Genomic DNA, 20,954 nt, shown 5'->3' on the forward strand with positions numbered 1-20,954 from the left:
GTCCCCGCCCATGCGCCCGGTTCATGCCCCGATGCATGTGCCAACCACGCGTAACTCATCAGACAAAACCGGACGGATACCGCTCACCTGTACCCTCCCCGAACGGCGGATGGGAAGAAGCCAGTAACATTCGGCGCCATGAGCTCCCCCACTGGACCCGAGTCCGGCCTGCCCGTACGAATGCCGCGACCCCGCCAGCCCGGACGGCACCGCCGCCCGGAACCGCTGGTGGCTCCCGAGGGCGCGCCCGCGCTCGTCCTCGCGGTGCCCGGTGTGCCCAGCACCACCACGCGCAGCCTTGCCGAGGAGGTCGTGAGCATCGCCCGCTCCGAGCTGCCCGGCCTCGACGCCCGGATCGGGTACCTGGACGGGGACGACACCGAGTTCCCGACGCTGCGTTCCGTGCTGGCGCGGGCCGCGGAGGAGCGCACCGCGCGTTACGAGCAGGCCGTCGCCGCCGGGGTCGAGGGGATCAAGGAGCCCGACGGCCCGGTCGCCGTCGTCGTCCCGCTGCTGGCCGGTCCGGACAGCGCGCTGCTGCGGCAGATCCGTCAGTCCGTGATGGACAGCCGGGTCGCCGCCGAGCTGACCGATGTCCTCGGCCCGCACCCGCTGCTCGCCGAGGCGCTGCACGTGCGGCTGTCCGAGGCGGGCCTGGCCCGCGCCGACCGCGCCCGGCTGTTCACCGTGGCCACCGCCGCCGACGGCATCGTCCTGGCCTCGGTGGGCGGTGAGGAGGCCGCGCAGGCGGCCGGGATCACCGGCATGCTGCTCGCCGCGCGCCTGGCCGTGCCGGTGATGGCGGCGGCCCTGGACCAGGAGGGTTCCATCGCCTCCGTGGCCGAGCAGCTGCGTTCCTCGGGCTCGCAGCAGCTGGCCCTGGCGCCGTACCTGATCGGCCCGGAGATCGACCCGGCGCTGCTGGCCGCCGCGGCCGAGGAGGCGGGCTGCTCCACCTCCGAGGCGCTCGGCGCGTACCCGGCGATCGGCAAGCTCGCGCTGGCCAAGTACACGACGGCGCTGGGCATCGCCCCGCAGCAGCCGCAGGGCGCCCCGGTCCGCTGACGCCCCGGCATTCGGCATCCGTACGACACAGGGCCCGCTCCCGTCCCGGAGCGGGCCCTTCGCCTTGTCCGGGCGCGCACATCGGCCGGCGCCCCGGGTGTTCAGCCGAAGACGACGCAGGAGGCCGCGGGGACCCGCAGGGAGCCGTCGTAGCGCGGGGTGCCGGTCGTCTCGTCCACGGCGAACCAGGTGACGTCGCCGGAGCGCTCGTTGGCCGCGTAGAGGAAGCCGTTGTGCCCGGCCAGGTCGCGCGGCCAGTGCCCGCCGCAGGGCACGGTTCCGATCAGCCGGAGACCGCCCTCCTGGACGCTGAGCACCGACAGGACGTCCTCACCGCGGGTCGCGGTCCACACGAAGCGTCCGTCGGGCGAGACCACGATGCCCGAGGGGTAGGCGTCGCCGGCGGGTGCGCCGGGCAGCACGGGGACCTCGGTGAGCGGCTTGAGCGAGCCGTCGGGGGCGTCCCAGCGGCACACGGTGACCGTGGGGGTCAGCTCGTTGACCACGTAGGCGTGCTCGCCGTCGGGGTGGAAGGCCAGGTGGCGCGGGCCGGAGCCGGGGCGCAGGGCGATCTCGCGGTGCACGGCGGGGGTGCCGTCCCTGAGGGTGCACACCCGCACCGAGTCCGTCCCCAGATCGACGCTGACCGCCCATCGGCCGCTGGGGTCGGGCTGCACCTGGTGGGCGTGCGGGCCGCGCTGGCGCCGGTCGTGCGGTCCGGAGCCGGTGTGCTGGAGCCGTCCGGAGGGGGCGCCGGCGAGGGCGCCGTCCGGGCGCAGCGGGACTGCGGTGACGCTGCCGCAGCCGTAGTTGGCGGTGAGCACGTGCCCGGCGTACAGGCCGAGGTGCGTGGGGCTGCTGCCGTCCACGGGCACGGGTGCGCCGACGGGTTCCGGCTGGTCGCCGGTGACCCGGTAGGCGGCGACAGCGCCTTCCGCGGTCTCGCTGACCGCGTACAGCGTGCGTCCGTCCGGGGAGAGGGCCAGGTAGGAGGGGTCGGGCAGGTCCTGCACAGCGGAGACGAGGGTGAGGGCCCCGGTGTCCGGGGTGACCTCCGCGGTCACCAGTCCGGGGCCGCCCGCCGCCGTGAACGATCCGATGAACGCCCGGCGTCTGCCCGTCCTGCCGTCGTGTGCCACCGCTGTCCCCTCTCGGTCGAGCCGTCGAGCCGCTGCGGGGCCGACGGTAGCAGTCGATCAGTACCGGTCTAGACCAAAAGAGTGACGATCCGTGCGGAGCCTCCCACGCCACCGCGACCGACGAACCGGCAAGTGGGCGACGGCACCTTCGACAGGGCGGGGTCATACGCGGCCACACAGCCGTTCCCCGCGCACCCTCCCCCACCACCGGGACGATCAGGCGCCGACCCGACAGGCAGGCCGCCAACGCCTCCAGCAGGGCGGAGCGATACACGGCAACACAACCGTTCCCCACGCACCCTCCCCCACCACCGGGACGATCAGGCGCCGACCCGGCAGGCAGGCCGCCAACGCCTCCAGCAGGGCGGAGCGGTACACGGCAACACAACCGTTCCCCACGCACCCTCCCCACCACCGGGACGATCAGGCGCCGACCCGGCAGGCAGGCCGACAACGCCTCCAGCAGGGCGGAGCGGTACACGGCGACACAACCGTTCCCCACGCACCCTCCCCCGCCGCCGCGACCGATCAGGCGCCGACCGGTCGGGAGCCGGTAGGGGTTCGCAGGGGCTCGGCGAGGTCGGCCAGGGCCCGCTCCAGGCCGTGCAGGTGGGCGAGGGCGCCTTCGGCGGGCGGTTCGGCGGGGTGGGGCAGGGCGTCGGCGCGGCCGGCGGTGAGGGCCTCGACGGCGGCTTCCACCCGCCAGCAGGCGGCGGCGAGGCGGGCGTCGTGGGAGGCCTCGGGGTCGGCGGCGACCGCGACCAGGCCCCGGATCTCGCGGGCACAGTCGTCGAGCAGCGCCAGGACCCGGCGGGCCCGCGCCTTGCGCGTCGGCATCGGGTTCAGCGGGTGCACCAGCGGGGCCACCGACAGCCGGACCCGGCCGAGCAGCTGCTCCAGTTCGGCCACGCGCGGTGCGGGGTCGGCGGTGGCGGAACCGGCCAGGCGGGCGGCGGCCTCGGCCGTGCAGGCGTGCACGCAGCGCAGGGCCCGCTGGATCCAGGCGTCGGTGGTGGCGTGCGTCGTGACCGGCAGCACGAACAGGACGGCGAGGGCGGCGCCGAGCGCACCGACACCGGTCTCGGCGAGGCGCAGTGCCAGCAGCCCGGGGCCGAGGACGCCGAGAAGGCCGTAGAGCAGCTCGGCGAGCAGGGTGACGCAGAGCATCATCCAGGTGTAGGAGACGGCTGCCGTGTAGAAGATGCCGAAGACGGCGGCCGCGACGAGGACGGCCGTCGGGACGGGCGCGCCGTGCACGGGGACGGCGACGAGGAAGCCCAGGCCGATGCCGATCACCGTGCCCAGGACCCGGCGGAAGCCGCGGACCAGCGTCTCGCCGCGCGAGGTGGTGTTGACGAAGATCCACCAGGTGGCGCCGACGGCCCAGTACCAGCGCTGCCCCGACACCAGCTGCCCGACGACGAGCGCGAAACCGGCGCCCGCGGTCGCCTGGACGGCCTGCCGGGTGGTCACCCGGGCCAGCCCGGTCCCGGCGGGCGGGGCGGGTACGGCGGCCGGGGGCAGCCGGCGCTCGTAGCACCACACGCCGAACCGCACGACGGCCGCGGTGAGCACGGAGAGCAGCACGGCGGCGTACAGCTCGGGCAACTGCCCCGGCGTGGCGTGCAGGAACTGGGCCACGAAGAAGGTCATGAAGGCGAACACGCCGAGGCTGTGCCCGCGCGGACCCCACCGGCGGGCATAGACGCCGGCGCCGACGACGGCCAGGAAGGTCAGGTCGCGGGCCACGGGCGTGTCGTGCAGCTCGGCCGCGGCGGCCAGCACCGGCAGGCCCACGACGGGCAGCAGGGCGGTGGTGACCGCCTGCCCGCGCACGGTCGGGTCGGCGACGGTGAACAGGGCGAGCAGCGCGGCGAGGCCGCCGGTGACCGCACCGGCCAGGGAGTGTCCGGCGAGTCCGCAGACCACGACCGCGAGGCCGATGCCGAGGACGGCCCGCGTGGCGAAACGCAACCGCGCCCGCCCCGGGTCCGGAGCCACGAACACCCTCTTCAGCACTACTGCCCTCCCCTGGGAAACGCCGGCACAGAAAAGGCGCCGCGGGAATCCGCAGCGCCATCGACACCCCCATGAGAGCATCACCGAGGTCACTGGCTCAAGTGGGCCCCGGATCACTGATCCATTGGCACAGCCCGCGTCGGGCCGTCACACCCGTCGGAATGCCAACGGACCAGGTCGGGCGGCACAGGTCGGTCCAGGGACGCTGAGCCATTGGTACAGTCGTCCATCATGGCCGTGGACGCACTGGACACCCGCATCCTGCGGCTGCTCCTGGAGCAGCCGCGCACCAGCGTGCGCGAGTACGCCCGCATCCTCGGCGTCGCGCGCGGCACGCTCCAGGCCCGGCTGGACCGGATGGAACGGGACGGCGTGATCACCGGCACGGGCCCCTCCCTCTCCCCCGCCGCGCTGGGCCATCCGGTGCTGGCGTTCGTGCACATCGAGGTGACCCAGGGCCATCTGGACGACGTGGGGGACGCGCTCGCCGCCGTACCGGAGATCGTGGAGGCCTTCTCGATCACCGGGGGCGGGGATCTGCTCGCGCGGGTGGTGGGCCGGGACAACGCGCACCTGGAGGACGTGATCCAGAAGCTGATCAGCCTGCCGGGCGTGGTGCGCACCCGCACCGAGGTGGCGCTGCGCGAGCGCGTCCCGTACCGGCTGCTGCCCCTGGTGGAGTCGGTCGGCCGGGCGGCCGGCGCCTGACGCTTGGCATCCTGGACGCCATGAGCGATCTTGGCGTCCTCTCGGTCATCTTCGATCTCGACGGCACGTTGGTGGACAGCGAGCCGAACTACTACGAGGCGAGCCAGCAGACCCTGGCCGAGCACGGCGTCCCCGGCTTCAGCTGGGCGGACCACGAGAGCTACGTCGGCATCAGCACCCGGGAGACGGTGGCGCTCTGGCGGGAGCGATACGGCCTGCGCGCCCCGGCGGCGGAGCTGCTGGCCGCGACGAACCGCCGCTATCTGGACCTGGCCCGCAGACACACGCCCGCGTACCCACAGATGCGGGCGTTCGTGGAGCTGCTGGCGGCCGCGGACGTGCCGATGGCGGTGGCCTCGGGCTCCTCCCCCGAGGCCATCGAGGCGATCCTGGCGGGCACCGGTCTGGCCGGCCACCTGCGCACGGTGGTCTCGACCGACGAGGTGCCGCACGGCAAGCCCGCCCCCGACGTCTTCCTTGAGGCAGCCCGCCGGCTCGGCGCCGACCCGGCCGACTGCGTGGTGGTGGAGGACGCGGCCCCCGGCGCGGCCGCCGCCCACGCGGCCGGCATGCGCTGCATCGCGGTCCCCTACGTCGCCGCCCAGGCGGACGCCCCCGACTTCGCCACCGCGTCCCTGCTGCTGCGGGGCGGTCAGGCCGAGTTCACGGCGGAGTCGGCGTATGCCTGGCTGCGGGACACGGCCCGCTGAACAACTCCCTGACCCGCCGGTACCGTTGATGCTGCCGTCTCTGACCCCGGTCCCCGGCTCCTCGCTGCACTACACCGTGAACGGCACGGAGTCCGCCCCTTCCTGGGAGGCACCGAGGACCCGACCCACGCGTACGTCCGCCGGAGCGGACCCCGGGTGGTGTTCGGCGGTCTCGACTCCGGGGTCGCCAACCCCGTCCGCCCCGACGGGACCACGCTGCTCGACGCGGTGTGGGCGGGGGCACCCTTCCGGAGCAAGGGGGCGCTGGTGATCCACGTGGCGAAGGTCGCCGACACCTGGGTGGCCGAAGGGCGGCTGCCACGTGCGGACGGCGACGCCGTGGCGCGCACGGCCCGGACGGCGTCCTACGTGGCGTGAGGGCGGGCGGCACCGAACCGGAGGTCCGGCGCGGTGCTTCACCGTGCGCTGCGGGCCGTGACTGCATAGCGTGACCCCATGACTACAGTCCCGGCACGTCCCGCACCCGACGAGCGGCGGTGGAAGGCGCTCGGGGTCTGTCTGGCAGCGGGCTTCATCTCGCTTCTCGACACCTCGATCGTGAACGTGGCACTGCCCTCGCTGGAGCGCGGACTGGGCGCCTCGGAGGCGACCCAGTCCTGGGTGGTCTCCGGGTACGCCCTCACGTTCGGACTCGCGCTGGTCCCGGCGGGCCGGCTGGGCGACATGCGCGGCCGGCGCCAGGCCTTCCTGATCGGGCTCGCCCTGTTCACGGTGGCCTCGCTGGCGTGCGGGCTCGCGGCCAGCCCCTCCTGGCTGGTGGTGTTCCGGCTGATCCAGGGAACGGCGGCGGGCATGGTCGCGCCCCAGACCTCCGGGCTGATCCAGCAGATGTTCCAGGGCTCCGAGCGGGCCAAGGCGTTCGGCGTGCTCGGCACGGTCATCGGGGTGTCGACGGCGGCGGGCCCGCTCGCGGGCGGCCTGCTGATCGACGCCGTCGGCACCGACGACGGCTGGCGCTGGGTGTTCTTCGTCAATCTGCCGATCGGGGTGGCCGCCTTCGCCGCGGGGCTCCGGCTGCTGCCCCGCTACCCGGCGACCGGGAAGCACGAGGAGTTCGACCTGTTCGGGGTGCTGCTCCTCGGCTCGGGCGTGCTCGCGCTCATGCTGCCCCTGGTGCAGGAGCAGCAGTGGACCGGCCGGGAGAAGTGGGCGCTGCTGCCGGTGGCCCTGGTGCTGCTGGGCGGGTTCTGGGCGTGGGAGAAACGGCAGGGGCTGCGCGGGCGCGCTCCGCTGGTGGACCTGGGGTTGTTCTCCCTGCGCTCCTTCACGCTCGGCGCCCTGATCAGCCTCACCTACTTCGCGGGCTTCACCACCGTCTTCTTCCTGTACGCCCTGTATCTGCAGAACGGTGTCGGGTACAGCGCGCTGGCCTCGGGTCTCACCGTCCTGCCCTTCGCGGCGGCCTCGGCGGTCGGCGCCGCCGCCGGGGGCCGGCTGGTGGTGCGGTTCGGCCGCAAGCTGGTCGTCCTCGGGCTGGGCGGGGTGGCCCTGGGGCTGCTCGGGGTGATGGTGGCGGTGGAGCTGGTGCCCGGGCGGAACCTGGGCTGGGCGTCGGCGCTGCCACTGCTCGTGGGAGGCATCGGCTCCGGTCTGACGGTGTCCCCGAACACCACCCTCACCCTGACCCGGGTCCCCGTGCACCGTGCGGGCGCGGCCGGGGGCGTGCTCCAGACGGGCCAGCGGGTGGGCTCGGCGGCCGGGATCGCGGTGGTGGGCTCGGTGTACTTCGCGCACCTCGCCAATCACGGCCGCACCGACACGGCGATGCAGCTCGGGCTGCTCTCCGCCGTGGGCATCATCGTGCTCGCCCTCGTGCTGGCGGTCGCCGACCTGCGGGAACGGCAGGTGCGGCCCGAACCGGCCGCGGAGACGGTCGGGCGGGGTCCAGGACAGAGCGGCGCCGGGGAGACGGTCGGGCGCGGTCCGGCAGAGGGCGGCGCGGGGGAGGCGGTGCAGCCCGGCACCTGAGAGACCAGCGGCACCAGCGAGGGGGTGCCTCACCGCGTCTGAGAGGCCGGCACCAGGGAGGGGGTGCAGCACCGAACCCAAGAGGCCAGGGGGGCGATGCAGCCCCGCATGCGAGAGGCCGGGCTCACGACCTCCGGCGCGGCTTGCCCCGCTTGGCCGGCTTGCCGCCGCCGGTGCGGGCGCGTGCCGTGCGGCCCGCCGGCTTCCCGGACGACCTGCCCGGCGCCTTCGCTCCAGCCGTCTGCCGGCTGCCGCCCTGGTCGGAGCGCTTGCGCTCGGCGTCGGCCGGTTTCGCCGCCGTACGGCCCCTGGTGCTGTTGACCGTGCGGCCGCGGACGATGCCGATGAAGTCCTCCACCAGGTCGGTGGTGGCCTCCTCCGGCCAGGACAGGGCGACGCTCGATTGGGGCGCGTCGACGACCGGACGGTAGGTGAGGTCCCGGCGGTGGTGGAGGCGGGCCAGGGACTGCGGGACGATCAGCAGGCCGACGTTCGCCGCCACCAGTTCGACGGCGTCCGCGGTGGTGGCGGGCCGCTCGAAGGCCGGTTCGCCCGGCGGGGCGTCCCAGTCGAAGACGTCGTCCAGGGGGTGGAAGAGCACGTCGTCGGCGAGATCGGCCAGGGACACCTCGTCCGCGGCCGTGATCAGGTGGTCCTTCGGGACGACGACCACCGAGGTCTCGGTGTACAGCGGGATCGCGCTGAGGAACGTGCGGTCGACCGGCAGCCGGACGAGACCCGCGTCCGCCTCGCCCGCGCGCAGCACCTCGGACGCCTGGGCGGCCGGGACCTGGACGAGGGTGAGCGGGATGTCGGGCAGGCGCTCGTTCCAGGTCTTCACCCACTTGGCGGGCGTCACCCCGGGAACGTACGCGAGCCGGAACGAGGGTGCATCCTCCGAGCCTGTCATCAGGCCAGATTACCGGCCTGCGGGGGCGGCCCCGGCCACCGGCCGTGGTCGGTCCTCCCGTCCACGGCCGATACCCTTGACGTCATGAAGTCGCAGCAGAGCACCCAGACGATGAAGCCCGCGACCGCGGCGAAGAAGCTGGGTGTGTACCTCCCCGCCACCCCCGCCTCCTTCCAGGAGGGCGTGGTCTCGCGCGCCGAGCTGAACGAGCTGCAGGCCAACCCGCCGGAGTGGCTGCGCGAGCTGCGGCGCAACGGCCCTCATCCGCGTCCGGTGGTGGCCGCCAAGCTGGGCGTCTCCATCGCGGGCCTGGCCCGGGGCGGGGTCACCGAGGCGCTGACCACCGAGCAGATCGAGGCGCTCAAGCAGGAGCAGCCCGAGTGGCTGGAGAAGGAGCGCGCCACCCAGGCCGAGGTCCGCAAGGAGGCCGCGCGCCTGAAGAACCTGAAGCGGGAGCCGAAGGAGAGCGACGCCGAGCGCCGCTGACCCTTCCCGCTCACCCCGACGCCCTCCGGCTCCGCCCGGGGGGCGTCGTCCGTTGTGGGGCGCACCTGCCGGGTCGGGAGGCGGGCATGCGGAAGGGCGACACCGGACGGGCCGCCGTTCCCCCGTGCCGGCGGCCCGTCGGACGCGATGCGTCCGCGCAGGCCGGTGTCGCCGGGTTGAAGTGTGCGCCGGACGGGGACCGCGAGGGTATGCGTACAAGTACGTACGCCCGCGGGGAGGACGAGTACGCGAGGCAACCGGAGAGGAACCCGTGCGGCTGGAGAAGGCCTACGAGCGCATGATGGCCGTCGCCGTGGCGGCCCTGCACGAACAGGAACCCGAGCTGCTGTGGCCGCTGCTGGCCGGCACGCTGGCCGAGGTGTGCGGGGGTGAGACGGTCATCCACAAGCCGGACGACTGGAGCGAGCGCAGCGGCACCATCGGCACGGTGCCCGACGGGGCAGCCGCGGAGCTGGCCCGGCTCGGGGAGGCCGACGTCGCCCTGCTGCGCGCGGGCTACCCCTTCGCCGGTCACTACGGGCCCGGAACCGACCGGACACCGGTCACCGCGCACCGGGCGGCGGGCCGTACCTGGCCGCACAGCCCGACGGCGCGCCTGCTCCGCGAGGTCCTCGACGTCGACCACGTGCTGGGAGTGCCGCTCCCGGGAAGCTCGGCGCCGATCACCGGGTGCCTCGTGTACCGCGCCGGTACGGACTTCACCGACGACGAGCTGGTCGTGGCCGAGCGCGCCCAGCCGCTGCTGACGGCGGTCGAGCGGCAACGGCAGCTGCTGGTGGAGTGGCGGCGGGTGCTCGGCCCGTCCGGCGCGCCGCAGGAGCGGGCGGCGGACTGCGCGCTGACCCCGCGGGAGACCGCCGTGCTGCTGTTGCTCACCGACGCGCTCACCGCCGACGCGATCGGCCGCCGCCTCGGCATCTCGGTCCGCACGGTGCACAAGCACGTCGAGAACATCTACCGCAAGCTGGGCACCCGCGACCGCGTCGGCACGGTGCTGCGCGCCCAGCGCCTCGGCCTGGTGCCGTCGCCCGGATCGGCGCAGGCCGCCTGGGCCCGCCGTACCTGACCCGGGCCCGGCGGACGCCCGGCCCGCCGTACACACCCTCGGAGGGGCTCAGCCCAGGAAGCTCAGCCGGACCCGGCGGTCGGGGTTGTCCTTGTTGGTGTCCACCAGACACACCGACTGCCAGGTGCCCAGTTCCAGGCGCCCGCCGATCACCGGGAGGGTCGCGTGTGGCGGGACGATGGCGGGCAGGACGTGGTCGCGGCCGTGGCCTGGGCTGCCGTGCCGGTGCTGCCAGCGGTCGTCGGCGGGGAGCAGCGTGTGCAGGGCCGCGAGAAGGTCGTCGTCGCTGCCGGCACCCGTCTCGATGACGGCGATCCCGGCGGTGGCGTGCGGGACGAAGATGTTGAGCAGACCGTCACGGCCGGCCGCCGCCTCCCGCAGGAACTCCTCGCAGTCGGCGGTGAGATCGACGACGCGCTCCCGGGAACCGGTGGAGACGTGCAGCATGCGTGTGGTGAAGGCATCGGACATGCCCCCATCCTGACCCATACGCCGGTTCTCACACCCCGCGGCGCCGCCGATTTCGAGACGGGTGGTCCACTGCGCGAGACACCGTTGACCAGCCCGCTTCCATCTGGCTACGTTCTGCCGCATGTTGTGTTCAGCCCTGCTCACCACGCGCGGTCACATCGACCTGCTGCGGGTGGCCTCCGCCGCTTGTCGCCGCGGCTGCTGACGCCCTTCTTCCTCTCTCCTTTCCTTGTGCGGGCCCTGTCGGCCCGTCCCTGTGTCACGCTCGCCCACTGTTGAACCCTGCATGACATAGAGGCCCCGGACGCCGCGTTCCTCACTCCCGGCTTCCTCCCCGTGGAGCACCCATGAGCATCAGTCATGCCCCACCCCGCGACGGTTCACTGCCGTCGGTGATGGGGACCTCGCTCCGACAGCTAGCGTTCGGACTGCTCTTCGGCACCGTGACCGGCACCGGACTCGCCCTGCTCCGGCCTGTTGCGGATCGGCGAGGATCTGGTGGACCGCCGGTGCAGATGCTGCGGACGGTGCCGTTCGCCGGTCTCATCCCGCTGTTCGTCATCTGGTTCGGGATCGGCGAGACCCCGGAGATCGCCATCATCACGCTCGGCGTGACCTTCCCGCTCCACCTCGGACGGTGCAGGCACGGGACTTCCTGCGGACCGACGTGATCGTGGCCTGCCTGATCGTCTACGCCTTCCTCGGCCTGCTCGCCGACTTCACCGTCCGCTCCCTCGAAAGGCTGCTGCTGCAATGGCGACCGACGTTCACCGGCCGGTGACCCGGCACGCGGTGCATGTCGAGGGGCTGACCCGCTCCTTCGACGGCCGCGCGGTCATCGACGACCTCCGACTCGACATCGCGCCCGGCGAGTTCGTCGCCCTGCTCGGGCGCAGCGGCTGCGGCAAGTCGACCCTGCTGCGCATCCTCGCGGGCCTCGACCGGGACATCACGGGCACGGCCCTGGTCCCGCGCCGCCGGGCCGTCACCTTCCAGGCACCCCGGCTCATGCCGTGGAAGAAGGTGTGGCGCAACGTGCTGCTGGGGCTGCCGGGCAGACCCGAACGCTCCCTCGCCGAGCGGGCCTTGGACGAGGTCGGCCTCGGCCACCGCGTCGACGCCTGGCCGAAGACCCTGTCCGGTGGCGAGGCCCAGCGCGTCTCCCTGGCCCGCGCGCTGGTGCGCGAGCCCGAACTGCTGCTGCTCGACGAGCCGTTCGACGCCCTCGACGCCCTGTCCCGGGTCAAGGCCCAGCGTCTGGTCGGAGAGTTGTGGCAGCGCCGGGGCTGCGCGGTGCTGCTGGTCACGCACGACGTGGAGGAGGCGGTGCTGCTCGCCGACCGGGTCCTGGTGATGACCGGCGGCCGGATCGCCCACGAGCAGCGCATCGACCTGGACCGGCCGCGCGAGATCACCGACCCCCGGTTCGCCGCCCTCCGTGCCCGCCTGCTCGAACGGCTCGGCGTCGACACCGCCGCCGCCTGAACGCCCACCCGAACGCGAACGGGACCGCCATGCGACGACGGCTCGCCCCCGCCGCACTGCTCGTCCCCTCCGCCCTGCTGCTCACCGCCTGCGGCGGTGGCGAGCCGAAGGACCTGCACTACAAGATCAAGTGGTCGACCTTCACCTCCGGGCCGCCGCTGCTGGAGGCCGTGGACGCCAAGGCCGTCGACATCGGCGGCGTCGGCAACACCCCGCCCGTCTTCGCGGCCGGCGCCGGCTCCAGGATCACCGTCGTGGCCGCCTGGCACGGCACCTCCAGGGGCGACGCCGTCCTGGTGCCGAACGGCTCCGAGCTGACCAGGCCCCGGCAGCTCAAGGGCAGGTCCAATCACCGTCGCACAGGACTCCTCCGCGCACCACCAGCTGGTCGCCTCGCTCAGGGCGGCCGGGCTGAGCCTGTCCGACGTCCGGGTCGAGTACCTCCAGCCGGCCGACGCGCTCGCCGCGTTCACCTCCGGCAAGGTCGACGCGTGGGCGGTCTGGGACCCGTACACCTCGCAGATCCTCCAGGCCGCGCAGGGGCGCGTACTCACCACCGGTGACGGCATCACCAACGCCCTCACCTTCCAGGTCGCGGCTCCCGCCGCCCTGGAGGACCCGAAGAAGGCCGCCGCCGTCAAGGACTGCCTGGTACGGCTGCGGCGGGCCACCGCCTGGGTGTACGACCCCCCGGAGGAGTGGGCCAAGGTGTGGTCCCAGGACACCGGACTGCCCTACGAGGTGGCACTGGCCTCCGTGAAGCACTCATCCCGGGGAAGGTGGACTTCGCCGACTTCGTCGACCGGCGCTACAACGGCGGCCTGCCGCCGTCGACGCCCCGGCCAAGGGCTGAGCTGCCGGGAAGAGCCGCGCCCGGCCCACTGTTGGTTGAGGCGTGAACCAAGTGCACGAGGTCGAGGTCGTCGTGATCGGCGCAGGCCAGGCCGGTTTGGCCGCCGCCTACCACCTGCAGCGCACCGGTTTCGAGCCGGGCCGCGATGCCGTGGTCCTCGACCACTCCCCCGGTCCGGGGGGCGCCTGGCAGTTCCGGTGGCCCTCGCTGACCTTCGGCAAGGTGCACGGGATGCACGCGCTGCCCGGCATGGAGCTGGCCGGCGCCGACCCGGCTCGGCCCTCGGCCGAGGTCGTGCGGGAGTACTTCGACCGGTACGAGCGCACCTTCGACCTGCGGGTACGGCGGCCCGTGGACGTGCGGGCGGTGCGCGAGGGCAGCGGAGGGCGGCTGCTCGTGGAGACGTCGGACGGCACCTGGGCGACGCGGGCGCTGATCAACGCGACCGGCACCTGGGACCGGCCGTTCTGGCCGCGCTACCCCGGCCAGGAGACCTTCCGGGGGCGGCAGTTGCACACCGCGCAGTACACCGGTCCCGAGCGGTTCACCGGGCAGCGGGTCGTGGTCGTCGGCGGTGGTGCCTCGGCCACCCAGCATCTGCTGGAGCTGGCCCCCTACGCCGCCGCGACCACCTGGGTCACCCGGAGGCCCCCGGTCTTCCGCGACGGGCCGTTCGACCAGGAGGCGGGCCGTGCCGCCGTCGCGCTGGTGGAGGACCGGGTGCGTCAGGGGCTGCCGCCGCGCAGCGTGGTCTCGGTCACCGGGCTGCCGCTGAACGACGCGATCCGGCAGGGCCTCGCGGACGGGGTGCTGGACCGGCAGCCGATGTTCGACCGGATCACCCCGGACGGCGTGGAGTGGCGGGACGGCCGTCGGGTCGACGCCGACGTGATCCTGTGGGCGACCGGGTTCCGGGCCGCGCTCGACCATCTCGCCCCGCTGCGGCTGCGCGAGCCGGGCGGCGGGATCCGGGTGGAGGGCACCCGAGCGGTCGCCGATCCGCGGATCCACCTGGTCGGCTACGGCCCCTCGGCCAGCACCGTCGGTGCCAACCGGGCCGGGCGGGCTGCCGTCCGGGACATTCGGCGGCTGCTGGCGCAGGACCCGGTCGCCGCCTGAGGCCGTGCCGGCTCACCTGCCCGACGGCTCCGGGGCGGGGGTGCCCAGCGGGCTGCTGCTCTGGGGCGGGCCCGACGCGGCACCCTGGTGGACGGCGTTGTACTCGGCCACGTTCCGCAGGTGCTCGTTGTAGTCCGCCGTGAAGCGCGTGTCCCCGGGCTTGATCGTGACGAAGTACAGCCAGTCGCCCGGCGTCGGGTTGAGGGCGGCGCGCATCGCGGCCTCACCGGGGTTGTCGATCGGCGTCGGGGGCAGGCCCATGCGCTGGTAGGAGTTGTACGGGCTCTCGATCCGGTCGCCGCTCTGACTGGTGCGGGCGGTGTCGCCGTTCAGCGCGTAGTGGATGGTCGAGTCCATCTGCAGCGGCATTCCGCTGTTCAGCCGGTTGAAGATGACCCGGGCGACCTTGCCCATGTCCGCCTTCGTCGAGGCCTCGGCCTGGACGATGCTGGCGATGGTGACCGTCTGGTAGACGTTCATCGCGTTGCGCTGTGCCCCGGCCGCGACGGGTGCGCCGTTGAACTTCTTGCCCGCCGTGTCGACCATGAGCTGCAGCAGGGACTGGGGTGTCGCCCCTTTCCGGACGGGATACTTCGCCGGGAAGAGATAGCCCTCCGGATTGCCCGCGGCCTCGTTCGGCAGTCTCAGCGGGGCCTTCTCCAGGGACTTGCGGGTGCTGCCCGGGGGCAGCCCGAGGGCCTTGTCGACCGCGTCGTAGATCTGGCCGGCGCGCCAGCCCTCCGGGATGACCATCGTGGCGGTCTTCTCCTGCGCGCCGCGGTCCGCCAGCGTCAGCAGCGGCACCGCCACGGCGGTGCCGGCCACGACGGCGCCGGTCACGAGGAGGGCGAGTCTGCCCCGGCGTGTCAGTCGGATCGTGCTCCGTGGCGGAGTGTTCGTCTGCATGCGGGCACGGTAATACGCATATCACGCTAAACCCGGCATTATGTTCAGTTCGTCGGTTGTAGTTGCGCGTCCCGGCGCACCAGGGCCGCGTACCTGCCGTCGCGCTCCAGGAGCTCCTCGTGCGTGCCGCGCTCGGCGACGCGTCCGGAATCCAGCACCACGATCTGGTCGGCGCCACGGACGGTGGACAGGCGATGGGCGATGGTGATCGTCGTGCGGTCGGCCGACAGCGCGTCGATGGCCTCCTGGACGGCGGCTTCCGTGCGGGTGTCGAGCGCGCTGGTCGCCTCGTCCAGGATGAGGACCGGCGGGTCGCGCAGGATCGTGCGGGCTATCGCCAGGCGCTGCTTCTCGCCGCCGGAGAAGCGGTGGCCGCGTTCGCCCACGATCGTGTCGTAGCCGTCGGGCAGGGCGGCAATGTGGTCGTGGATCTGCGCCGCCTTCGCCGCCGCGTGCAGTTCCTCGTCGGTGGCGTCCGGCTTGGCGAAGCGCAGGTTCTCGGCGACCGAGGCGTGGAAGAGGTACGTCTCCTGCGAGACGACGCCGACCGCGCGGGCGAGGGTGTCGAAGTCCAGGTCGCGGACGTCCACGCCGTCCAGGGTGACGCGGCCGCCGGTGACGTCGTACAGCCGGGGCACCAGATAGCCGAGCGTGGACTTGCCGGCTCCGGTCGGGCCGACGACGGCGAGGCTGCCGCCGGCCGGCACGGTGACGTCGACGCCGTCGAGGACGGGGCCGCCCTTGTCGTCGTACCGGAACTCCACCTTCTCGAAGCGGACTTCGCCCTTGATCTGGTCGAGGCGGGCCGGCCGCTCGCGCTCGGTGATGTCGATCGGCAGGTCCAGGTACTCGAAGATGCGCTGGAAGAGCGCCAGGGAGGTCTGGATCTGGACGCCGGTGGCGAGCAGGCTGACGGCCGGGCGGAAGAGGCCCTGCTGGAGCGAGACGAAGGCGACGATGGTGCCGAGCGAGACCTCGGGGCCACCGAAGGTGAGGGCGAGTCCGGCCGTCCAGTAGATGACGGCGGGCATCGCGGCCATGACGATCGTGATCACGGCCATGCGCCAGCGCCCGGCCATGTTGGATCTGACCTCCAGGTCGACCAGGCGTTCGGACTCCTCGGCGAAGGAGGCGGTCAGCGAGTCGGAGCGGCCCATGGTGCGGCCGAGCAGGATGCCGCTGACCGAGAGCGACTCGGTGACCGTGGCCGCCATCGCGGCCATCTGCTTCTGCCGCTGGGTGGTGATCTTCTTGCGTTCGTTGCCGACGCGGCGGCTGATCCACACGAACACCGGCAGCAGGAGAAGGGAGACGATGGTCAGCCGCCAGTCCAGGGCGATCATCGCGACGACGGTGGCGACCACGCTGGTGGCGTTGGACACCAGGGAGGTGGCGGTGGAGGTGACGGTGGCCTGCATGCCGCCGATGTCGTTGGCGATGCGGGACTGCACCTCGCCGGTGCGGGTGCGGGTGAAGAAGGCGAGCGACATGCGCTGGAGGCGGCCGTAGACCGCGGTGCGCAGGTCGTGCATGACCCGCTGGCCCACGGTGGTCGAGATCAGTGTCTGCAGTACACCGAAGACACTGGACAGGACGGCGCTCAGGACCATGCCGAGCACGAGGAGGCTCAGCAGGCCGGTGCGGCCCTGCGGGATGGCGACGTCGAGCGTCTCCCTCAGCAGGAAGGGCGTGGCCACCGAGACCAGCGAGGAGGCGCCGACGAGCAGGCCGACGACGGCGAGCCGCCCGCGGTAGGGACGGAAGAGCCGCAGGATGCGGCGCACCTGCCGGGGCTGTTCGCCGGCGTCGGCAGGTGGGGTCCAGGAGGGTTCACGGTCGGGGTGCATGGGCTCCTACGGGGGTGAGGGGCGCCGGTCAGGGGGCGGCCGACGGTGACGGAACGGATCGTAGCTCATTGTTACCTATACTCACAATGAACGGCATCCTGTTATTGTTCCCGCATGACCACCCCCGATCCGGACGGCCTGCTCGCCGAGCAGTTGCTACGGCTGACCCGCCGGGTGCACCGCATCCAGAAACGCCATCTGGAACAGCGAGACCTGGGCATCACCCCAGCACAGTCCCGGCTGCTGCGCACTCTCGCGCACTACGCCTCGCCCCCGCGCATGGCCGACCTGGCCGAGCGCCTGGAGGTCGTGCCCCGCGCGGTGACGACGCTGGTCGACGCGCTGGAGGCGAGCGGCAAGGTGCGGCGGGTGCCGGATCCGGCGAACCGGCGCGTGACCCGGATCGAGCTGACGGACGAGGGACGCGCGGCCCTGCGGGAACTGCGCGGCGCCCGGCGCTCGGCGGCCGAGGAGATCCTGGCACCGCTCACGGACAAGGAGCGCCAGGTGCTCGGCGTCCTGCTGGACACACTGATCGACGGGGACGTTGCCCAGCGCTGCTGAACTGTCGTGGCCTCCGCTCCGGAGACGGAGCGGGGGCCACGGCACATGCACGGCGAAGGTCAGCCGGCCTCGGGAGCGGCTCCTTCACGGTGAGGTGGCGGTCGACGTCGCCCGGCGAGGCGGCGGTCGGGGACGGCGCGAGGAAGGCCGAACCGGGCACGCCCGCCATGCCCTTGCCGGCCGGCACGAGCGTCGGAGGCCGTCGTCGAGCCCTTCGAAGACGCCCGCGTCACAGCCCCGTACGTCACGCCCGCGGCTGGCGCACCCCGCGCCGCAGGTGTCAGCAGCGGCTGCGATCCTCCGTCAGCACCCCCTGAACCGTGGTCAGTGAACGGTCGTGGCAGCCGTCCGGACCGAAGAGGCGGTACCGCTCGGCGGACGTGCCGACCGCGTGCCGCTGTTCGCGCGCGACGTTGATCGTGTAGGTCGCGTCGCCCCGGTAGGTGTCGTCCAGCCGCGACCACGAGGTGCGCCGGCCGCCCTCTCGGGCCTCCTCGGAGGCCCGGTCGCCGAGGGCCAGCACGGTGCGCAGCCGGTCGTCCGGGCCGAGGGTGGTGGCGCCGTTCACGGTGTACGTCCGGTGCGTACGCGTCGTCCGCGCGGGGCCGTGGCCGGCGGTCCTGACCGTCTCGTCGTCGGTCCAGGTCGCGTCGAGTCCGTCCGTGGTCTCGCCGTCGGTCCAGCGGTGGACCGAGGTGTTGGCGAGCGTACGGGTGACGGTGGTGGTCACGCGCCCGTGCGAGGTGTCCAGGTACCCGGAGACGGTGAGCCCGTGACCGGCCTCGGTCTGCACCCGGTTCTCCGTACCGGGCGTGTGGACGGAGGAGTTGGCGAGGCCCGTCGCCTCGTCCTCGGTGAGCGCGCCGGGCACGTGGGTGCGGTGCGCGTCCTGCCAGACCAGCACGTTCACGGGGGTGCTCCAGCCCGACCGGCCTGCGGGCACGCCGACGACGGACACCTCGACGCGGTGCGGGCGGCCGTCGTTGAGAATGCCGGCGAAGGGGGTGAGGTCGTACTCGACGGGCCGGACGTCGAAGGCGCGCGGGGCCGGGACGACGTACCAGAGGAAGGGGTTGGACCAGCCGCCCGTCCACACGTTCGGGAAGGGCGCCGCGATGCCGGCGAGCCGGCCGTCGACGGTGATCTGCACCTCCCGGTAGGGGCCGTGGTCGGCCTTGCACGAGTACGACGCCGGGTCCGCCACGGTCAGGTACCAGAACTCCTCGCACCCGCCGCCCGAACCGGTCGCGTACACCTCGGCGACGATCCGTTCGCTGTTGCGCGGGGTGGTGAGGGTCGTACCGGCGGGCGTGTCGGCGAGAGTGAGGACCCGGTCGGGTGCGGGGGCCGTGGGGCGGCCCGCGTAGAAGGTGAGGGTGACGTGCACGTCGATGACACCGGTGTACGTGTCGTCCACCACGTTGCCGATCAGCATCTCGACGTCCCGGGAGCCGCGGAAGGTGTCGCTGTAGCGGGTGACGTCCTTCTCGACGTGCCACTCGATGCCGTCGGGTGAGGGCTCCGGCGTGGAGGTCCGCAGGATCTCGACCCCGCCGACGTGCAGATAGCCCAGCCGGTCGTACTGACGGCCCTTCACCTTCCCGTCGAGGCGCAGGACGACCTTGCTCCAGCGGTCGCCGCAGCCCTTCGGGGGCGTGTACGTGCCGCGGTAGGGCGTGAAGTCACGGAACTGCACGTCGGCGAGGGTGACCTGGCAGGACGTGCTGTGCGGCCGGTCGACGGGCGGGGCCGCGGTCACCGGGTCGTGCCAGTCGGTGCCGAACTCGGCCGGCACCTCGGCGGCTCGGGCCGCCGGTGTGCCCGCGCCGAAGAACGCGCTCACCAAGAGGGTCGCTCCGGCGAGCATGGACATGACCATCCGTCTACTCATGGCCGTGTTCTACGGGGAGTCGGGCAGCCCCGCAATGACGCCTCGGCAGATCGGCGCGATACGGACGGCCACGGCGCGACCCCGACGGGTATCCAAGACAGGTACTCACGGGGGGAGCGTTTCCTGATATAAGCGGATAGTACTGGCATAGTGCGCTCATGGAGATCGCAAAGGGGTCACTCTCCCGTCGCACGGTCCTCGCCCTCACCGTCGTCGGAGCGGGCGCGGTCACCGGTGCCGCCGTCCTCGCCGGCACGCTTCCGCACGGAGCCGAGGGCTCACCCGCACCCGGTCCGGCCGCCTCGTCGGGCCCGCCCCCGGCGCCCGGCGCACCGGGCATCGGCGACCCGCTCATGCCGCTCGCCGGCAACGGCGGCTACGCCGTCCGCCGTTACACGCTCGACTTCGACTGGCAAGCGCCCCGGACGCCCTTCGAGGCCGGAGCCACCATCAGCGCCACCGCCACCCAGGCCCTGTCCCGCTTCGACCTCGACTTCGCGGGCAACACGCTGCACCGCGTCACCGTCGACGGCACACCGGCGACCGCCCGCCGCGACGGCGACGAACTCGTCGTCACCCCCGCGCGGCCGATCCCCCGCGGCCGCGCGTTCACCGTCCACGTCGCCTACACCGCCGACCCGACCCAGGGACGGCACCGCGACGACGCGATCCAGGACTACGGCTGGGTCCCCACCCCCGACGGCACCCTCGTCTGCGCGCAGCCCGACGGAGCCCGGATGATCTTCCCGGCCGACGACCACCCGAGCCTGCGGGCACCGGTCACCTTCCACATCACCACCCCCGCGGGGCTGAGCGCGGTGGCCAACGGCCGGCTCGTCGGCACCGTCCGGCGCCCCGACGGCCGCACCCGGTGGACGTACGACTCCGAGCAGCCGATCGCGGCACAGCTCGTCCAGCTGGCGATCGGGAGGTTCACGTTCGTCGACAGCAGCGGCCCGCACGGGCTGCCCGTCCGGGACGTGGTGCCGGACGGGCTGGTCACGGACACCGAGAAGTACCGCTCGCTCACTCCGGAGCACCTGGCCTGGCTGGAACGGCGGCTCGGCCCCTATCCGTTCCGCCGCTACGGCGTGCTGGTCGGGGACACCGACCTGCCGGTGGCGCTGGAGACCCAGTCGCTCTCCGTCGTACCGCGCGACGACCTGCTGGGCGACCGGGTCGATGCCGAGCGCAATCTCGTCCACGAGCTGACGCACCATTGGACGGGTGACAGCGTCGCCATCCGGCGCTGGTCCGACCTGTGGCTGAGCGAGGGCCACGCCCGCTTCTACGAGCGGCTCTACTCCGACGAGCACGGCGGTGTGAGCCTGGAGTCCGCCATGCGGGCCGCCTACGAGCAGCACGACCAGTGGCGGCACGACGAGGGAGCACCCGCCGAGCCCACCGAGGACACGCTGTTCAAGGTGATGCGGTACGACGGCTCGGCGCTGGTGCTGTTCGCACTGCGGGAGAAGGTCGGCGAGGAGACCTTCGACCGGATCGAGCGCGCCTGGGCGACCGAGTACCGGGGCCGTGCGGCGGGCACCCGCGACTTCGTCGCGCTCGCGTCCCGGGTCGCGGGCGAGGACCTCAACCCGTTCCTGGAGCCGTGGCTTTACGGCGCCCACACCCCACCCATGCCCGGCCATCCCGACTGGCAGGCCGACCCGGTCGAGGACTGAGCCGCACCCGGACCGGCATGGTT

The 20,954-nt window shown here is 73.1% G+C and carries 18 protein-coding genes and 3 pseudogenes; 14 read left to right on the top strand and 7 right to left on the bottom strand.

Translation table 11 applies throughout. The features are described from left to right. Positions 1-138: 138 nt before the first annotated feature. Positions 139-1,065 carry a sirohydrochlorin chelatase gene (locus S1361_RS05835; RefSeq protein ID WP_208030761.1) on the top strand — a complete coding sequence of 309 codons (927 nt, stop codon included), beginning with the start codon at positions 139-141 and terminating at the stop codon, positions 1,063-1,065. Between the two features lie 101 nt (positions 1,066-1,166). Here S1361_RS05835 and S1361_RS05840 read toward each other — a convergent pair whose 3' ends face one another. Then, positions 1,167-2,204: a lactonase family protein gene (locus S1361_RS05840; RefSeq protein WP_208030762.1), complete on the bottom strand. Its 1,038-nt coding sequence runs from the start codon at positions 2,202-2,204 to the stop codon at positions 1,167-1,169. A 528-nt stretch (positions 2,205-2,732) separates the two neighbouring features. Further along, positions 2,733-4,223 carry an FUSC family protein gene (locus tag S1361_RS05845; RefSeq protein ID WP_208030763.1) on the bottom strand — a complete coding sequence of 497 codons (1,491 nt, stop codon included), beginning with the start codon at positions 4,221-4,223 and terminating at the stop codon, positions 2,733-2,735. A gap of 231 nt (positions 4,224-4,454) precedes the next feature. Here S1361_RS05845 and S1361_RS05850 point away from each other — a divergent pair, with 231 nt between their 5' ends. The 4 genes and pseudogenes from S1361_RS05850 to S1361_RS05865 all read left to right on the top strand — a co-directional run bounded on the left by S1361_RS05850 (position 4,455) and on the right by S1361_RS05865 (position 7,630). Next, a complete protein-coding gene (locus S1361_RS05850; protein ID WP_208030764.1) occupies positions 4,455-4,931 on the top strand; it encodes an Lrp/AsnC family transcriptional regulator in 477 nt (158 codons plus the stop codon). A gap of 20 nt (positions 4,932-4,951) precedes the next feature. Further along, the gene (locus S1361_RS05855) at positions 4,952-5,641 is read left to right on the top strand and encodes an HAD family hydrolase (protein ID WP_208030765.1); all 690 of its coding nucleotides are present in this window, start codon (positions 4,952-4,954) and stop codon (positions 5,639-5,641) included. Between the two features lie 28 nt (positions 5,642-5,669). After that, positions 5,670-6,019, top strand: a pseudogene (locus tag S1361_RS39025) (beta-L-arabinofuranosidase domain-containing protein); the annotation flags it as partial. Positions 6,020-6,097: 78 nt separating this feature from the next. Then, positions 6,098-7,630, top strand: a complete 1,533-nt coding sequence (locus S1361_RS05865; protein WP_208030767.1) for an MFS transporter — start codon at positions 6,098-6,100, stop codon at positions 7,628-7,630. Between the two features lie 124 nt (positions 7,631-7,754). Here the strand turns inward: S1361_RS05865 and S1361_RS05870 are convergent, their stop codons facing one another. Continuing rightward, on the bottom strand, positions 7,755-8,540 hold the full coding sequence (locus tag S1361_RS05870; RefSeq protein WP_208030768.1) for a LysR family substrate-binding domain-containing protein: 786 nt from the start codon (positions 8,538-8,540) through the stop codon (positions 7,755-7,757). Between the two features lie 84 nt (positions 8,541-8,624). On the opposite strand from S1361_RS05870, the gene S1361_RS05875 reads away from it, so the two are divergent. Together S1361_RS05875 and S1361_RS05880 are read left to right on the top strand one after the other, a co-directional pair. Next, positions 8,625-9,026 (top strand): DUF5997 family protein, encoded by a 402-nt coding sequence (locus S1361_RS05875; RefSeq protein WP_208030769.1) that lies wholly within the window; start codon positions 8,625-8,627, stop codon positions 9,024-9,026. A gap of 271 nt (positions 9,027-9,297) precedes the next feature. After that, the gene (locus S1361_RS05880; protein ID WP_243769098.1) at positions 9,298-10,113 is read left to right on the top strand and encodes a helix-turn-helix transcriptional regulator; all 816 of its coding nucleotides are present in this window, start codon (positions 9,298-9,300) and stop codon (positions 10,111-10,113) included. 48 nt (positions 10,114-10,161) lie between these two features. On the opposite strand, the gene S1361_RS05885 is transcribed toward S1361_RS05880, so the two are convergent. Next, on the bottom strand, positions 10,162-10,584 hold the full coding sequence (locus tag S1361_RS05885) for a secondary thiamine-phosphate synthase enzyme YjbQ (protein WP_208030770.1): 423 nt from the start codon (positions 10,582-10,584) through the stop codon (positions 10,162-10,164). Between the two features lie 121 nt (positions 10,585-10,705). Here S1361_RS05885 and S1361_RS40245 point away from each other — a divergent pair, with 121 nt between their 5' ends. The 5 genes and pseudogenes from S1361_RS40245 to S1361_RS05905 all read left to right on the top strand — a co-directional run bounded on the left by S1361_RS40245 (position 10,706) and on the right by S1361_RS05905 (position 14,041). Then, positions 10,706-10,789: a putative leader peptide gene (locus tag S1361_RS40245; protein ID WP_366398292.1), complete on the top strand. Its 84-nt coding sequence runs from the start codon at positions 10,706-10,708 to the stop codon at positions 10,787-10,789. A 169-nt stretch (positions 10,790-10,958) separates the two neighbouring features. Continuing rightward, positions 10,959-11,365, top strand: a pseudogene (locus S1361_RS05890) (ABC transporter permease); the annotation flags it as partial. Next, the gene (locus S1361_RS05895) at positions 11,338-12,069 is read left to right on the top strand and encodes an ABC transporter ATP-binding protein (RefSeq protein WP_208030771.1); all 732 of its coding nucleotides are present in this window, start codon (positions 11,338-11,340) and stop codon (positions 12,067-12,069) included. The pseudogene S1361_RS05890 and the gene S1361_RS05895, both read left to right, overlap by 28 nt. Positions 12,070-12,098: 29 nt before the next feature. After that, positions 12,099-12,968 (top strand): annotated as a pseudogene (locus S1361_RS05900) (ABC transporter substrate-binding protein). Next, positions 12,965-14,041 (top strand): NAD(P)-binding domain-containing protein, encoded by a 1,077-nt coding sequence (locus tag S1361_RS05905; RefSeq protein WP_208030772.1) that lies wholly within the window; start codon positions 12,965-12,967, stop codon positions 14,039-14,041. The pseudogene S1361_RS05900 and the gene S1361_RS05905 overlap by 4 nt, the downstream one beginning before the upstream one ends. Positions 14,042-14,053: 12 nt before the next feature. Here the strand turns inward: S1361_RS05905 and mltG are convergent, their stop codons facing one another. Further along, a complete protein-coding gene (mltG, locus tag S1361_RS05910; RefSeq protein ID WP_208030773.1) occupies positions 14,054-14,947 on the bottom strand; it encodes an endolytic transglycosylase MltG in 894 nt (297 codons plus the stop codon). A 44-nt stretch (positions 14,948-14,991) separates the two neighbouring features. Beyond that, on the bottom strand, positions 14,992-16,794 hold the full coding sequence (locus S1361_RS05915) for an ABC transporter ATP-binding protein (RefSeq protein WP_208030774.1): 1,803 nt from the start codon (positions 16,792-16,794) through the stop codon (positions 14,992-14,994). A 114-nt stretch (positions 16,795-16,908) separates the two neighbouring features. Between S1361_RS05915 and S1361_RS05920 the strand changes: the two genes are divergently transcribed. Then, positions 16,909-17,358 (top strand): MarR family winged helix-turn-helix transcriptional regulator, encoded by a 450-nt coding sequence (locus tag S1361_RS05920; protein WP_208030775.1) that lies wholly within the window; start codon positions 16,909-16,911, stop codon positions 17,356-17,358. Between the two features lie 280 nt (positions 17,359-17,638). On the opposite strand, the gene S1361_RS05925 is transcribed toward S1361_RS05920, so the two are convergent. Further along, positions 17,639-19,249, bottom strand: coding sequence for a peptide-N4-asparagine amidase (locus S1361_RS05925; protein WP_243769099.1), 1,611 nt, complete (start codon positions 19,247-19,249; stop codon positions 17,639-17,641). A 158-nt stretch (positions 19,250-19,407) separates the two neighbouring features. On the opposite strand from S1361_RS05925, the gene S1361_RS05930 reads away from it, so the two are divergent. Further along, the gene (locus S1361_RS05930; protein WP_243769100.1) at positions 19,408-20,931 is read left to right on the top strand and encodes a M1 family metallopeptidase; all 1,524 of its coding nucleotides are present in this window, start codon (positions 19,408-19,410) and stop codon (positions 20,929-20,931) included. Positions 20,932-20,954 lie beyond the last annotated feature (23 nt).

The organism is Streptomyces cyanogenus (assembly GCF_017526105.1).
Taxonomy (GTDB): domain Bacteria; phylum Actinomycetota; class Actinomycetes; order Streptomycetales; family Streptomycetaceae; genus Streptomyces; species Streptomyces cyanogenus.

What these genes read in the sequence shown, in the direction of transcription:
- S1361_RS05835 (WP_208030761.1), top strand. Translation starts at nt 139, where the DNA reads ATGAGCTCCCCCACTGGACCCGAGTCCGGCCTGCCCGTACGAATGCCG.
- S1361_RS05850 (WP_208030764.1), top strand. Translation starts at nt 4,455, where the DNA reads ATGGCCGTGGACGCACTGGACACCCGCATCCTGCGGCTGCTCCTGGAG.
- S1361_RS05855 (WP_208030765.1), top strand. Translation starts at nt 4,952, where the DNA reads ATGAGCGATCTTGGCGTCCTCTCGGTCATCTTCGATCTCGACGGCACG.
- S1361_RS05865 (WP_208030767.1), top strand. Translation starts at nt 6,098, where the DNA reads ATGACTACAGTCCCGGCACGTCCCGCACCCGACGAGCGGCGGTGGAAG.
- S1361_RS05870 (WP_208030768.1), bottom strand. Translation starts at nt 8,540, where the DNA reads ATGACAGGCTCGGAGGATGCACCCTCGTTCCGGCTCGCGTACGTTCCC.
- S1361_RS05875 (WP_208030769.1), top strand. Translation starts at nt 8,625, where the DNA reads ATGAAGTCGCAGCAGAGCACCCAGACGATGAAGCCCGCGACCGCGGCG.
- S1361_RS05885 (WP_208030770.1), bottom strand. Translation starts at nt 10,584, where the DNA reads ATGTCCGATGCCTTCACCACACGCATGCTGCACGTCTCCACCGGTTCC.
- S1361_RS40245 (WP_366398292.1), top strand. Translation starts at nt 10,706, where the DNA reads ATGTTGTGTTCAGCCCTGCTCACCACGCGCGGTCACATCGACCTGCTG.
- S1361_RS05895 (WP_208030771.1), top strand. Translation starts at nt 11,338, where the DNA reads ATGGCGACCGACGTTCACCGGCCGGTGACCCGGCACGCGGTGCATGTC.
- mltG (WP_208030773.1), bottom strand. Translation starts at nt 14,947, where the DNA reads ATGCAGACGAACACTCCGCCACGGAGCACGATCCGACTGACACGCCGG.
- S1361_RS05915 (WP_208030774.1), bottom strand. Translation starts at nt 16,794, where the DNA reads ATGCACCCCGACCGTGAACCCTCCTGGACCCCACCTGCCGACGCCGGC.
- S1361_RS05920 (WP_208030775.1), top strand. Translation starts at nt 16,909, where the DNA reads ATGACCACCCCCGATCCGGACGGCCTGCTCGCCGAGCAGTTGCTACGG.
- S1361_RS05925 (WP_243769099.1), bottom strand. Translation starts at nt 19,249, where the DNA reads ATGAGTAGACGGATGGTCATGTCCATGCTCGCCGGAGCGACCCTCTTG.
- S1361_RS05930 (WP_243769100.1), top strand. Translation starts at nt 19,408, where the DNA reads ATGGAGATCGCAAAGGGGTCACTCTCCCGTCGCACGGTCCTCGCCCTC.